General features: G+C 52.6%; 12 protein-coding genes. 8 read left to right on the top strand and 4 right to left on the bottom strand.

Going from position 1 to position 14,068, the window contains the following annotated elements; genetic code table 11:
• Nucleotides 1-37: 37 nt before the first annotated feature.
• Together ACR9YC_RS05005 and ACR9YC_RS05000 are read right to left on the bottom strand one after the other, a co-directional pair.
• Nucleotides 38-2,311, bottom strand: a complete 2,274-nt coding sequence (locus ACR9YC_RS05005) for a molybdopterin cofactor-binding domain-containing protein (protein ID WP_438730694.1) — start codon at nt 2,309-2,311, stop codon at nt 38-40.
• Nucleotides 2,308-2,802, bottom strand: a complete 495-nt coding sequence (locus tag ACR9YC_RS05000) for a (2Fe-2S)-binding protein (RefSeq protein ID WP_438730691.1) — start codon at nt 2,800-2,802, stop codon at nt 2,308-2,310. Before ACR9YC_RS05000 ends, ACR9YC_RS05005 begins: the two co-directional genes overlap by 4 nt.
• A gap of 142 nt (nt 2,803-2,944) precedes the next feature.
• Between ACR9YC_RS05000 and ACR9YC_RS04995 the strand changes: the two genes are divergently transcribed.
• From ACR9YC_RS04995 to ACR9YC_RS04975, 5 genes are all read left to right on the top strand, one after another.
• Nucleotides 2,945-4,129 (top strand): FAD-dependent monooxygenase, encoded by a 1,185-nt coding sequence (locus ACR9YC_RS04995; RefSeq protein WP_438730688.1) that lies wholly within the window; start codon nt 2,945-2,947, stop codon nt 4,127-4,129.
• Between the two features lie 102 nt (nt 4,130-4,231).
• Nucleotides 4,232-5,233 carry a magnesium chelatase ATPase subunit I gene (gene bchI / locus ACR9YC_RS04990; RefSeq protein ID WP_438730685.1) on the top strand — a complete coding sequence of 334 codons (1,002 nt, stop codon included), beginning with the start codon at nt 4,232-4,234 and terminating at the stop codon, nt 5,231-5,233.
• On the top strand, nt 5,230-6,999 hold the full coding sequence (locus ACR9YC_RS04985; RefSeq protein WP_438730683.1) for a magnesium chelatase subunit D: 1,770 nt from the start codon (nt 5,230-5,232) through the stop codon (nt 6,997-6,999). Before bchI ends, ACR9YC_RS04985 begins: the two co-directional genes overlap by 4 nt.
• Nucleotides 6,996-7,892 (top strand): alpha/beta fold hydrolase BchO, encoded by an 897-nt coding sequence (gene bchO / locus ACR9YC_RS04980; protein ID WP_438730680.1) that lies wholly within the window; start codon nt 6,996-6,998, stop codon nt 7,890-7,892. The genes ACR9YC_RS04985 and bchO overlap by 4 nt, the downstream gene beginning before the upstream one ends.
• Before the next feature lie 27 nt (nt 7,893-7,919).
• Nucleotides 7,920-8,078: a hypothetical protein gene (locus ACR9YC_RS04975; RefSeq protein ID WP_438730677.1), complete on the top strand. Its 159-nt coding sequence runs from the start codon at nt 7,920-7,922 to the stop codon at nt 8,076-8,078.
• Between the two features lie 49 nt (nt 8,079-8,127).
• On the opposite strand, the gene ACR9YC_RS04970 is transcribed toward ACR9YC_RS04975, so the two are convergent.
• Nucleotides 8,128-9,036: a hypothetical protein gene (locus ACR9YC_RS04970; RefSeq protein ID WP_438730674.1), complete on the bottom strand. Its 909-nt coding sequence runs from the start codon at nt 9,034-9,036 to the stop codon at nt 8,128-8,130.
• Nucleotides 8,967-10,586: a 1-hydroxycarotenoid 3,4-desaturase CrtD gene (gene crtD, locus ACR9YC_RS04965; protein WP_438730671.1), complete on the bottom strand. Its 1,620-nt coding sequence runs from the start codon at nt 10,584-10,586 to the stop codon at nt 8,967-8,969. The genes ACR9YC_RS04970 and crtD overlap by 70 nt, the downstream gene beginning before the upstream one ends.
• 74 nt (nt 10,587-10,660) lie before the next feature.
• Here crtD and ACR9YC_RS04960 point away from each other — a divergent pair, with 74 nt between their 5' ends.
• The 3 genes from ACR9YC_RS04960 to ACR9YC_RS04950 all read left to right on the top strand — a co-directional run bounded on the left by ACR9YC_RS04960 (nt 10,661) and on the right by ACR9YC_RS04950 (nt 13,860).
• A complete protein-coding gene (locus tag ACR9YC_RS04960) occupies nt 10,661-11,845 on the top strand; it encodes a methyltransferase (protein WP_438730668.1) in 1,185 nt (394 codons plus the stop codon).
• 99 nt (nt 11,846-11,944) lie between these two features.
• Nucleotides 11,945-12,880 (top strand): chlorophyll synthesis pathway protein BchC, encoded by a 936-nt coding sequence (bchC, locus tag ACR9YC_RS04955; protein WP_438730665.1) that lies wholly within the window; start codon nt 11,945-11,947, stop codon nt 12,878-12,880.
• On the top strand, nt 12,877-13,860 hold the full coding sequence (locus tag ACR9YC_RS04950; RefSeq protein ID WP_438730663.1) for a chlorophyllide a reductase iron protein subunit X: 984 nt from the start codon (nt 12,877-12,879) through the stop codon (nt 13,858-13,860). The genes bchC and ACR9YC_RS04950 overlap by 4 nt, the downstream gene beginning before the upstream one ends.
• The last annotated feature ends 208 nt before the right edge of the window (nt 13,861-14,068 follow it).

Genomic DNA, 14,068 nt, shown 5'->3' with positions numbered 1-14,068 from the left:
GGGGCGAGACAATTGGGATAGCATAGTCATCACCTTCTTATACAATGCGGTGTTTGGACAATGGCAATTCACGAATGCGCTTACCGCTGGCTGCAAAAATTGCATTGGTTACAGCAGGCGCTAGCGGAGGCAGGCCAGGTTCACCTGCACCGCCCAATCTTTCCGGATCGCCATTGATAACCTCAACAAAAATCTCCGGGGCTTCATCCATGCGCAGCATTTTATAATCATGGAAATTGCTCTGCTGTACCGCACCTTTTTTCAGGCTGATCTCACCATAAAGGGCAGCGGTCAGTCCATAGATGATACCGCTTTCCATTTGCGCGACAAAGCCATCGATATTCATCGCATAGCCGGGGTCTGCACAGCACCAAACTTTGGTAACACGCGGCTTTTTGCCGGTTAGATCGACTTCCGCCACTTCGGCCACAATCGAACCGAATGATGGCACCAACGCGATACCTAGGCCTGCGCCTTTGGGCATAGTGCGGCCCCAACCAGCCATTTTCGCTGCTTTATCGAGTACAGCCAAGTGACGCGGCGACTTGCTAAGCAACTTACGGCGCATCTGATAACTATCTTCCCCTGCCTCAGCCGCTACCTCATCCAAAAAGCTCTCAATAAAGAAAGCATGCTGGCTGTGGTCGACTGACCGCCATGGGCCAAAGCGCAAATGCATCGGCACTTCCACCTTACGGACCAAATTGTTGGGAATGTCATAATAAGGCACTTGCGGTGCCTCTTGCGGGTCGAACAAATGAGTGTGAATATTATTCCAGCTTACAACCTTGCCTTTATCATCTAGGCCCGCAGAAAAACGGCTGGTTGCTGAAGGACGATAGAAATCCTGCGCGGTATCCTCCTCACGTGACCAGATCAATTTCACTGGATAACCGGTCGCCTTGGCTATGCGGACAGCCATAACAATATTGTCGACCTCTGAACGGCGGCCAAAGCCTCCGCCCAAATAGGTGTTGGTGTAATTCACCTGCTCTAAATCAATGCCCAATGTGTCCGCAGCGGCCTTGCGGGCCTTTAGCGGAGATTGCGAACCGGCATAGACATCACAGCTGCCATCACTTTTAACCCAAGCTGTGCAGTTTTGCGGTTCCATAGTCGCATGGGCCAGAAACGGTGCGCGATATTCTGCAGTAATCTGCTTGGCGGCTTTGGCATAACTGGCATTGGCATCACCTGTCTGCGTTTCGACATCGCCACCATCATCACCCGCTTCATCCAGCGCTTTGGCATAACGCGCAAAAATAGCATCGGCATCCAGACTGTCTGCCTCGGTCTTGCTATAGCTCAATTTTATAGTGTTGAGTGCTTGCTGCGCCTGCCAATAGCCATTGGCAACCACGGCAACAAAATCACCCATATTCAAAATTTGCTGCACACCCGGCATGGCTTTCGCAGCATCTACATCCATGGCAGTGACAGAAGCCCCTACAACCGGCGGTGCCTTAACTGCAGCATAGCTTAATTTCTCGCCCGGGATTTTGGCATCAATGCCAAAGACTGCACTACCATCAACTTTGGCGGGAATATCATGCCGCTGTAATGGCTTACCCATAAGGGTGAATTGATCAGGTGTTTTCAACTTGGGCAATGCTGGCAATGATTGCTCTGCCGCAGCGCTTGCAAACTGTCCAAACTTCCCGCTTTTACCGCTGGCCTTGTGCGCGATAATGCCCTTATCGACCGTGATCTGCTCTTCTGGAACACCCCATTGCTCCGCCGCAGCAGCAACAAGCATTTGCCGTGCTGCTGCGCCCGCCGTGCGCATGCCGCGCTGGCCAGTGCCGCGTATTGAAAAGCTGCCACCAGTGATTTGCAGGCCCATCATATTGGCTATTTGGAATAATGTACCATCCAGAGTTGGCTCAAGAATTTCTGGCACTTTCAGATTAGGCATCAGAAATTCACGGCCAATATCTTTCGACACATAAGCCGAATCGCCCGGTGCTTCCAATATGCGCACATCTTCCCAATTGGCGTCCATTTCGTCAGCCAGCATCTGCGCCAAAACGGTTTGCGATCCCTGCCCCATTTCAACATGCGGCACCACGGCGGTGACAATATTGTCTTTATCAATTTTGACGAAACTGTTGATCAGCATCTCATTATCGCCGCTGGCCATCAGTTTTTGCAATCGCTCGCTCGGCTTGCCTGAACGAATGGCAACACCCACAACCAATGCACCGCCGGTCAAAATGCCAGCGCCAATAAAAGCGCGGCGGGACCATTTGCCCTTTTTCTTTTCGGGTTCGGGAGCTTCTGTGCCCTGCCGCTCTTCTGTCATATCGCTCATGCTTCTGCTCCTTCAACTGCGGAGCTATCCGCCTGATCAGTTCCCGCAGCAATCTTAATGGCTTTGCGGATGCGATTATACATGCCGCAGCGACAGACATTGCCGCGCATTGCAGCGTCTATATCATCATCACTGGGCTGCGGATTATCGCGCAAAAGAGCAGCGGCAGACATAAGCTGTCCAGACTGGCAATAGCCACATTGCGGCACTTGCACATCTATCCATGCCTGCTGCAAAGCGCTTAACACACCATCATCACCAGCTAAGCCTTCAACAGTGGTTATCGCTTTACCATCGGCCTCTGAAATGGGGGTTGAACAGCTGCGCACCGGTGTACCATCCAGATGCACAGTGCATGCGCCGCACTGCGCTATGCCGCAACCAAATTTGGTGCCGGTCATATCCAGCTGTTCGCGCACGACCCACAATATCGGCGTTGCAGGATCGACTTCCAGCGTGACCGCCTTGCCATTGACTGTTGTTTGTACCATTTGTGAGCAGCCTCCATGCTATATTTTCACATAAAGTAACGCGAAATGGGCGCGGGGCCAAGAGACAAGTTGCAAAAACGTACCTTTTATAAGTTAGCGCATATTGGCTATGGAGTAGAAGTACGGCAGAAATGGACAATAGATGCAGATCAACGCGATCATTACAGGAGGTGGTATTGGAGGACTTACCGCCGCTCTGTGCCTGCATCATTTTGGCCATAGCGCGCGCATTCTGGAGCAGGCAAAGACCATAAAAGAAGTCGGCGCTGGCATCCAGATCAGCCCGAACGCCATGCACATATTGCGTGCATTGGGACTGGACAAAGCTGTCATCGCCAAAGGTTTCTTACCCAAGGCCAGCCAGATGCGCACCGGGCGCGAAGGCCGCGAGATCATGACCAGCAGCATGGCCGATTACCCTGCTATATTCGGCGCACCCTATGTGCATATTCACCGCGCTGACCTTATAAACGTGCTGCGTGAAGCGGTAGAGGAACGCTTACCCGGCAGTTTGCAAACCGATTGCGCGGTCAGCAGCTATGGTCAGGATAAGGCATCCGCTTGGCCAAGTTTGGCAGATGGTAGCCATATTGATGGCGACATACTCATCGGGGCAGATGGCATAAAATCGGCAATCCGCCAGCAAATGCATGGTGATGATCGGCCGCGTTTCACCGGCAATGTGGCGTGGCGCGCAGTGGTGCCAGTTGAAAATCTGGGTCGCCATGTGCCGCCGCCCAATGCGACTGTCTGGCTGGGCGCTGGCAAACATGCCGTCACCTATTTGCTACGCGGCGGAGCGCTGGCCAATTTTGTTGGCGTGGTAGAGCGCAGTGATTGGCGAGAAGAAGGTTGGACGATCCAAGGCAGTCGCCGCGATGCACTGGCTGATTTTGCTGGTTGGCACCCTATAATTACCAATATCATTGATAAAGCCGATGCGCATTATCGCTGGGCTTTGTTTGATCGAGCTCCGTTAAACCAATGGAGTGATGGCCGTGTGACGTTGCTGGGCGATGCATGTCACCCCATGCTGCCCTTTATGGCGCAGGGCGCAGCTCAGGCTATGGAAGATGCTTATGTGCTGGCACGCACATTAGGAGAGCAGAGCGACATTGAAACGGCGTTGCAGCAATATTGCCGTACACGCCTGCCGCGCACCAAAAAAGTACAAGCGCAGGCACAAAGCAATATGCGGCTATTTCATCAGGGCCCGGGTCCAGCCAGACTTATCCGCCATGGTCCATTATGGTTGGCAGGAAAGGCCCACAGCAAATTGGCCGGGAACGCTCTGGCTTGGCTGTATGGACATAATGTCACGGCCTAAACCTTGGGCCGAGTTTCAGGCGGAACTTTATGTCAAATCTAAATGACAACAAAAGTGTAAAGCAAGACTTGCGGAGCGATATAGGTCTGCTAAGTTACGGACATGGGTGGATTTCCTTTTAACGCCATCGTCGGGCAAGACGAGATGAAGCTGGCCTTGCTGGTCACCGCTATTGAACCGCGCATAGGCGGAGTGATGATCTTTGGCGATCGCGGAACAGGCAAGTCTACCGCTGCGCGTGCATTGGCCGCCACTTTGCCGCCCATCAGCATCGTCGAAAATTGCCGTTACCATTGTGCGCCTGATAATCCCGGCAAATGCCCCGACCCTTGCACCAGCAAACGCACACGCAAAATCGCCGTGCCATTTGCCGATTTGCCTCTGGGTGCGACCGAAGACAGAGTGCTCGGTACGCTGGATCTGGAACGAGCATTGGCACATGGTGAACGCAAATTTGAGCCAGGCCTATTGGCCAAAGCGCATCGCGGGTTTCTGTATATTGATGAGATTAACCTGCTTGAAGATCATGTGGTTGATCTGCTGTTGGATGTGGCAGCGTCCGGTGAAAATCTGGTTGAACGTGATGGATTGAGCGTGCGTCATGATGCCCGCTTCGTGCTGATCGGCAGCGGCAACCCGGAAGAAGGCGAACTGCGCCCGCAATTGCTGGACCGATTTGGCCTGTCAGTAGAAGTGCGCACACCGGAAAAGCTGGAAGACAGAGTAGAGATTATGCGCCGATGCGATGAGCAAGAGCGCCACCCCGCAGAATTTGCCGCAGCATGGGCCGATGAAGATCAGAAAACCATTAAGCGCATTCAACGCGCCACAAAAGCCGTAGCCAAAATCACCACGCCAGAAGCGATTTTGCAAGACACTGCTACATTGTGCCAAACGGTTGGTGCTGATGGGTTGCGCGGTGAATTGACCCTGATGCGTGCAGCACGGGCCTATGCAGCTTATCATGGCAAGAAAACGGTCACCCGGGAGCATTTGATAGCCATGGCACCCATGGCCTTGCGCCATCGTCTGCGCCGTGATGTCCTGGACGAGACGGGATCGACGGTCAGGATTGAACGGGCGCTGGCAGAGCTTTTTGGTTGAGCGCGTACCCAACCAATGATGCACTATTGGCAGCGCAAAACACCGCTGAAGCCATGGCATGGGATGTCGCATCCCGCACCGAGACTATTACCAATGCTGTGCAGATATTCTTGCAAGCACCCTTGGCTTTTGGCGGGTTATGCCTGCGCGGCCATGGCCCAGCGCGTGATGCACTTATTGAGCAAATATCGTCTGCACTGCCCCCATCGCTGACGATGCGCAAAATACCCATCAATGTTGATCAGGACCGGCTGTTGGGTGGGTTGGACCTGACCGCGACTTTGGCCGCTGGCAAGCGTGTGGATGCGGCCGGAATATTGGGGCAGGCCGAGGGCGGTATAGTCATTATACCCATTGCAGAACGGATGCAGGACGATATTGCGGCGCATCTTGCTACTGCCCTGGACCGGCGGGATATTGCGGTCATCTTGCTGGATGATTCCGTAGAAAGCGATGAAGCACCGCCTATGGTATTGATGGAGCGCATCGCCTTTCACTGCGATTGCACTGCCATGGCGATGCCAGATAATATTATATTCACTGCACCAGCCGGCAAGGTACAGCCATCATTATCTGATGAACAAAGACAGATATTGACCGGAACGGCTGCGGCCTTGGGTATATCCTCACTGCGACCATTATTGTTCGCGCAACGGGCCGCAATGGCCCATGCAGATATTCATCAGCGCAGCAATGTCGATCAGGATGATATTGCCATCGCGGCCACCTTGGTGCTGGCCCCGCGGGCGACCCAATTGCCGCAGATACAGGCCGAGGAAAATCATCATGAACCACCACCTGATGACGAACAGCAAGATAATCAGCCTGAAGACCCTCAGCAAGGGGACAATGAGAGTCAAAATATTGAGCAATTGCCAGATGACATGATGATTGATGCAGCATTAGCCGCAATCCCTGCCCATATGCTAGATCACATTGGTCGCCATAAGCAGCGCAGTGGCAATGGGCCTATGGGCCGCGCTGGCCAGAAGCGCAAATCGGTACAGCGTGGCCGCCCTTTATCACCGCGCCCCGGCATGCCCGGCCATGGTGCTAAGCTGGCTTTAATCGACACATTGCGGGCAGCCGCCCCATGGCAGGGCCTGCGCCGTTCAACATCTGAAAACACGGTCAATGCAGCACAGGTGTACGTTCGCAAATCTGATCTGCATATCAAGCGCTTTGAACAGAGCAGCGAAACCCTGACAATTTTTGCGGTTGATGCTTCGGGTTCATCGGCCATGTCACGGCTGGCCGAAGCAAAAGGCGCTGTCGAACTGATGTTGGCAGAAGCCTATGTCAAACGCGCACAAGTGGCGCTAATCGCTTTTCGCGGCACTGAGTCAAGCCTTTTACTGCCGCCAACCCGCTCCCTGACCAGAGCGCAGCGCTGTCTGGGCGCCTTACCCGGCGGCGGTGGTACGCCCTTGGCATCGGCATTGATTATGGCGCATCAAATGGCACTGGCTGCACAAAAGCGCGGGCAATCACCCATGGTCGCTATCCTGACCGACGGCAAAGCCAATGTGATGCTGGATGGTACGGCCCATCGTGCGGGAGCAATGGAAGAAAGCGAACGCATGGCCAAGATGCTGACAGCTGATAATATCAATGCAATTGTGCTGGATATTTCACCCCGCCCGCGCGAAGAAGCCCGTATTCTGGCTACTGCACTGGGTGCACGATGCGTGCCCCTGCCCCGCGCCAATAGTGGTGATTTGGTCGCAGCGATTGAAAGTGTTGGCCATAAAGACAAGGCGGCATGAACACACGTTACCCCGATTGGCAACAGCATAAGGTCTATTGGCCCCATGCTGAGTTTAGCCAATTTGTCGAAGATGGCGGCTATAGCTGGCATGTGCAGGGTATAGCGGGGCCGGCAGATACAGCGCCGATTTGTTTGCTGATCCATGGCACTGGCGCATCGACGCATAGCTGGCGTGATGTCATGCCATTATTGGCACAGCATTACCGCGTTATCGCTGTTGATCTTCCCGGGCATGGCTTTACGCGGCCCAATATGTCACGCCGCGTTTCACTACCCGGCATGGCCGCATCCCTTCAGGCTCTGCTTGACCATCTGTCCATTACCCCAGACATCATAACCGCGCATTCCGCAGGTTCCGCCATTGCTCTGGAAATGATGATTACGGCACAGCGCGATATCCCACTGATCGGTTTTACGCCTGCACTGAAACCCTTTCCCGGTATCGCTGCAGAACTCTTTCCTCAGCTTGCAAAAATGCTGTTCACCAATCCATTTATGTCGATCATCTTCTCCCGCATGGCGCGCGGTGTGGGCCAGACCGAGAAGTTTCTGGCCAAAGCAACTGGGTCGACAATCGATAGAGCAGGCCTAGACCAATATGCCATATTATTTGGGCATTCAGGCCATTGCGATGGCGCTTTGCGCATGATGGCCAATTGGCGGCTCGATCATTTGCAGAAAAAGCTGCCGCAGCTATCTGCACCCATAATGCTTGTTCATGCAGCGAATGATACGGCCATACCGCCGCAATCGGTAATAGATGCTGCCGAGCCAATAAAGAATTGCACTCTTAAATCCTTAGAAAATCTAGGGCATTTGGCACATGAAGAGGCTCCGCAATTGGCCGTAGACATCATCACGGAATTTGCCGACAAGCATATCAAAGCCTAAAATATAGCAGCAGCGAGGAGGTGGCAGATGAGTGGTAGTACTTTGGGCATAGTCGAGATGACATTATCCGGTGTGCTGGCTTTGGGCTTTTGCGTCTATCAATATTTCAAAATGGATCGCGAAATCAAAAAAGATAAGGCAGAGGCGGCCCGAAAAGCGACACAGAAATCTGATGATCAACCTTAACTGATCGTCACAACATCACCGCACTTATATTGCAGCTTATGGCCAGCTATTATGTGTCGCGCGGCATACGAAACGGCAATAACCATTGTACAACGGGGTTGATAAGCCGGTCGAGCGAGATACTTTCTTGAATGGCGACCACCTTCTCTCCTTCAATCTGCATATCCAGCGCAGAACGGCAATAAAAGGGCGTATCTTCCCATGTTTTGCGTATCTTAGCGATGCCATGATCGGCCCGCGTCTGGCGTTTCACCCCCCAAAATGTGCGTGACAAGGGTGAAACCGGCAACAATTCACGTTCCGTCGATTCTCCATTGGAATCAAAACGCAGTGCGCTGGCAAAATAACTGCCATCACGTCGCAGCCCTTCATAAGTTACTGCAACATCTTTGCCGACATGCGCGCGTGACCAATGCCAATGCTGAAAGCCATGTTCTATCGGCTCACTGCCATGATTGCTGTCAACATAGGCACTGCCCTTCCAGCTGATATCAGGATGCTCCATCTGCATTTCGACACGTGCACGCGGAGCAATAGGGTGCCAATTATGCTTGCCTTCCGGGTCCAGCTTGAACGAACGCTGATTGAGCATTTCGGGGTGAATAACCACCTTACCCTTCACTCGGCGGCGCCATGGGATGCCAACGCGGCTATCACGCTCATCAATATCAATAGTCAAACGGTCATTATCCCAGCGCATGGCACTTGGGCCGACGCGGAACGTGTCTGGCTGTTGCTCGGTCTGCTCCATGCCGCGCTCGGTCATAACCCAGCGTGCATTTCTGGGCCCATAAAGAGCAACATTGATACAGCTATGGTCTGTCGGGTCCTCTCGGCCAGATTTGTTATAATAGGGTGAAAAAACGCTGCCGATAAAGCCGATAATGGTCAGGCCGAATTGCCCGTCATCACTGATCGCGTCGACATACCACCATTGATAGCCTTGCGGTGGTACCACAGTTTCGAAGCGCGGTCTGACAACACGGCCTCGCTCGCTATCTTGCCCGATAAGGCGGCCATCGGGACCCCCGCTCCAGGGTGCGTGCCCCCGCCCGCGCAATAAAGCCCCTTTATCCTTGTCCGACATCCAGGGCGCAGGAAAGAGGCTGCCCATCCGTGCGAAGCCCTGCCGTAAAGCGCTCCCCCCGTTGCCGGGAACAGTTTGGCGAACTCGTTCGGCGTCACCAACTTGTGCGGGAGAGGATGCTCCAGCTCCAGTCCGCATTTGTTCAGACTGTCTAGCATGTTTCTGGTGCATGTCTCTCTCTCCTGCGCACTGTAAGTTTTGCTGTCCCCATTGGCCGGTGCGTTAACGATGATTTGAAAACGCTCTGCCTTGCCGGATGTTCCGATTTTGTCGGTTTTGTAAGGGTTATCCGGCTCGGGAAGTTCTGCGCCGCGATCCAGCGCACATAGATAGGATGTTGGCGATACCGGCGGGCCACCAGCCTTGATATCCCTAAATTCACGGGCATAATCATCTGAAAAAAATACGTTATGATGCTCCAAATCAAAGCCTGATGATTTGGCATTAATAAGCCACACCATTGCCGATAATGAGCGTTTTTCCTCTGGCATTGGGCGCAAAGCGTCACGCGCTCTTTCACCAAACAAACCATAAGCCAAAGCAGAAGGATCAGCATTGCAAATGACAGAGGCCGCTTCGATGACTTCGCCATTCGCCAATCGAACCGCATGCGCCTTGCCATTTTTGATCAAGACTTCACCCACCGCTTCGCCATAGCGAATGGTTGCGCCATTGCGGCGTGCAACATTTTCCAAAGCCTTCGCCAAAGCGCTAATGCCGCCTTTGATCTTCCAAACGCCCTGCGCTTCCACATGGGCAATGAGCATTAATGTTGCAGGTGTTTCATAAGGTGATGAACCGCAATATGTCGCATAGCGGCCAAAAAGCTGGCGCAGCCGAGGGTCAGAAAAATGCGCGCCCAATGCCTTCCACATAGAAGTGTAGGGCTTGATCGCATTCATTGCGCCCATTCGCCACCAGCCGACGCGCCACATAAGTGCAGGCGGATAGGCCTTGGTGTTTTTCAGGAATGAATGCTCAATAATATTATAGATGTTCTCTGCTTCACGCGAAAAACTTTGATAGCCCTTGGCGGCATCCAAACCGGCAAAGCGGCCGACAGCATCAACTGATTTCTCATGATCGGCATAAAGATCGAGCGTGCCGCGATCATCCCAAGCATGCCGGGCAAGAACATCTGCTTTTTCTAGCGTGACATGGTCATCAAGCTGCGCACCTGCTGCTTCAAATATGGCGGACAGTTCCGGCCGCATGGTAAAAACCGTCGGGCCGCCATCAACCATTGCGCCATCGACATCAAGCTGTCGAACCTTGCCGCCAGGTGTTGCTTCTTTTTCAATAAGAGTAACCGCTAACCCACGAGCAGAGAGCAATGCCGCACTTACGAGCCCGCCAATTCCTGCGCCTATAATAATGACCGGGTTGCTGTCCAATCGCCGCTCCATGCTATAGCCGACCATGTTTCAAAGCATATAAGATGAAACATGCTATTGACGGCTCTATACCATATGTCCATTAAACTAGACACTTATATATGTCTAGCAAATCAAATACTTTGAATCAGCCTTATTCGCTGAAAACCCGTTGGTTGATGCAACGCAACCGCATTTTCGGCAGCGAGCGCTTTCATTATTGGGCGGCACGTCTGCCACTTTTCCGGCAAGTGACACAGCGAAAAGCTGCGCAGCAAATGGATATGATAACGGGGTTTGTATATTCGCAAATCCTGTTCGTCTTTGTCGAAACTGGCTTGCTGCAATATATCTCTGCATCACCTCGCAGCACTGCCGAGTTGCTTGCCTTTCTCGAACTAAACGAAGATGCAGCCATGCGAGTCGTCAAGGCCGGCGCAGCCATTAATGTGCTTGAGTCGCCGCAACCTGACCTCTGGTTGTTAGGAGAAATGGGGGCAACGCTTGTTGCCAATCCCGGCGCCATGGCCATGATCCGGCATCACCAGCTTCTCTATAGCGATCTTGCCAACCCCATGGACATGTTAAAAAGCCAGCGTGGCACTGGCACTAGCCTCTCCCAATTCTGGCATTATGCTGCCCATGATGCGCAAATACATGGCGAGAGAATTGGCGGCGACACCGACCGCAAGATGAACGAGGAAAGCAGCAAGGGCGGCGCTTATTCCGCACTTATGGCTGCTACTCAGCCGATGATATGGGACCAGATTATTGGCGGATATCCCTTTCATCAGCATGACAAAATGCTGGACATAGGTGGCGGATCAGGCGCATTTGCAAGCGCTATAGGAATGCGCAATCCCGATCTTTCTCTGGGAATTTTCGATCTACCGGAAGTTATTCCGCATACTCGCGCCAATCTTACCGACTCGCCGCTCACATCGCGTCTCACCCTCCACCCTGGCAGCTTTAAGACCGATAATATCCCCAATGGCTATGATCTCATCACGCTTATACGCATATTGCACGACCATGATGATGATGTGGCGCAATCGCTTTTGTCAAAAACTTTTGACGCTCTGCCAAAAGGCGGAAAACTGTTGATTGTTGAACCTATGGCGGAAACGCCAAGCGCCAAAAAGATGGGTGACGCCTATTTTGGTATGTACCTCTGGGTGATGGGTACAGGGCGCCCCAGATCAGCTCAAGAATATCACAAGAGACTAAAAACAATAGGCTTTTCGAGCATAAAGGACGTGAATACGCCCTTGCCGATCATTGCCAGAGCCATATTGGCTACCAAATAGCTGATAACTGTCTAAAATATTTGACATCTTAATAGGTTTAAGTAAATTGACATCGGCTGGAGTCTCTTATTCTAGAGAATCCTGCGGGAGAGTTGTTAGATGGAAACATCAGCGATCATATTGGAGGGGCCAGGTAAGCTGGCGATCAAAGACGTTGCGCTTTGCGCGATGGAGCCTTCCGATGTGCTCATAGAAATACAATATAGCGGCATCAGCGCGGGAACAGAGAAGCTCCTCTGGAACGGTACGATGCCCAATTTCCCCGGCATGGGTTATCCCTTAGTTCCAGGCTATGAGTCGGTCGGCATCATCATTGATGCTGGGGCAGACAATAAGGAGCGTATTGGCGAATGGGTGTTTGTGCCCGGCGCGAATTGCTATGTTGATGCGCGCGGATTATTTGGTGGGTCATCCAAGCATGTAATCGTGAATTCGGCACGTGCATTGCTGATTTCAGACCAATTGGGCGAAGAAGCGATATTATTTGCTTTGGCCGCCACAGCATTACACGCCATTAATGGCGGCACTGCGCCTGACCTGATTATCGGTCATGGTGTGCTGGGCAGATTGCTGGCCAGAATTACAGTCGCTGCTGGCCTTCCCGCTCCCATAGTTTGGGACACCAACAAAGCCCGTCATAAAGGCACGAGCGGTTATACAGTCATGTGCCCTGAAGATGATGACCGGCATGATTACCGGCATATCTATGATGTAAGTGGCAATACAGCCGCCATTGAGAGCTTTATTTCGCGACTGGCAAAAAATGGTGAGCTGGTTCTGGCCGGTTTTTATGACAAACCTATCAGCTTTGCATTTCCACCAGCATTTCAACGTGAAGCAAAATTGCGCATAGCCGCTGAATGGCAACCTTCCGATTTGGTAATGGTCAATTCCATGGTCGAGCGCGGGGCACTCAATCTGTCTGGCCTCATCACACATGTAGAGCCAGTTAACAAAGCACATAGCGCCTATCCCGAAGCCTTTGACAATAGCGAATGCCTGAAAATGGTATTGGACTGGAGAGACTATCAATGACTATGCTCGATATCGACACCTTGCGTGACGAAGCATCTGTAGAGCCTGATCCGGTACATAGCGGCGAGGTTAAAAAGGAAACGCAGGTCATTGCTATTTATGGCAAAGGCGGGTCCGGCAAAAGTTTCGCTCTGTCCAACCTCAGCTACATGATGGCGCAGCAAGGCAAACGCGTTTTGCTGATTGGTTGTGACCCGAAATCCGATACCACATCATTGCTATTTGGCGGCAAAAGCTGCCCCACCATCATTGAGACGTCATCTAAGAAAAAACTGGCTGGCGAAGAGGTCACCATTGAAGATGTGTGCTTCCAACGCGATGGCGTGTTTGCCATGGAGCTTGGTGGACCCGAGGTTGGCCGCGGCTGCGGCGGACGCGGCATCATTCATGGTTTTGAATTGCTCGAAAAGCTGGGCTTTCATGATTGGGGTTTTGACTATGTGCTGCTCGACTTTTTGGGCGACGTAGTGTGCGGTGGCTTCGGTCTGCCGATTGCCCGCGATATGTGCCAAAAGGTGATTGTCGTTGGCTCAAACGATCTGCAATCGCTTTATGTTGCCAATAATGTCTGCAAGGCGGTCGAATATTTCCGTAAAATGGGTGGCAATGTTGGCGTCGCTGGCATGATCATCAACAAGGATGACGGCACTGGCGAGGCGCAAGCCTTTGCAAAAGCCGTCGATATTCCCGTGCTCACCGCCATACCAGCGAATGAGGATATCCGCCGCAAATCAGCCAATTACCAGATTATCGGTACACCGGGCGGCGAATGGGCCAGCCTGTTTGAAGAACTGGCCGTCAATGTCGCTGAAGCGCCTCCGCAGCAGCCTACCCCGCTGGAGCAAGATGGCTTGCTTGATCTGTTTAGCCCTGAAGAAACCGGCGGTAATGTTGAGCTGGTTCCTGCCACACAGGCAGATATGCGCGGCGGTACATATGAAGAAAAACCATCCCTCGAAGTCATTTATGATGAGGTATGATCATTGAGTGATAACCCAGCCCAAACCGCGAAACGCACAAAAGACAGAATTGATCTGACAGCGACACCTGCTGCAGAAAAAGCTGTAGCGGCCAGCGGCTGCCATGGCGGCGCGGAAACACTGCGCGAAGCTGCGCGCAAGGCTGGCAAAAGCGATATTCTGGACCAATATGCTCAGGATTATCCTTTGCGTGAAAAGCCCAATGGCC

Origin of the sequence: Parasphingorhabdus sp. DH2-15, assembly GCF_051668705.1 — a bacterium.
GTDB lineage: Bacteria > Pseudomonadota > Alphaproteobacteria > Sphingomonadales > Sphingomonadaceae > Alterisphingorhabdus.
The sequence above is the reverse complement of the archived record's forward strand: the minus strand, read 5'-3'. Positions and strand labels throughout refer to the sequence as shown.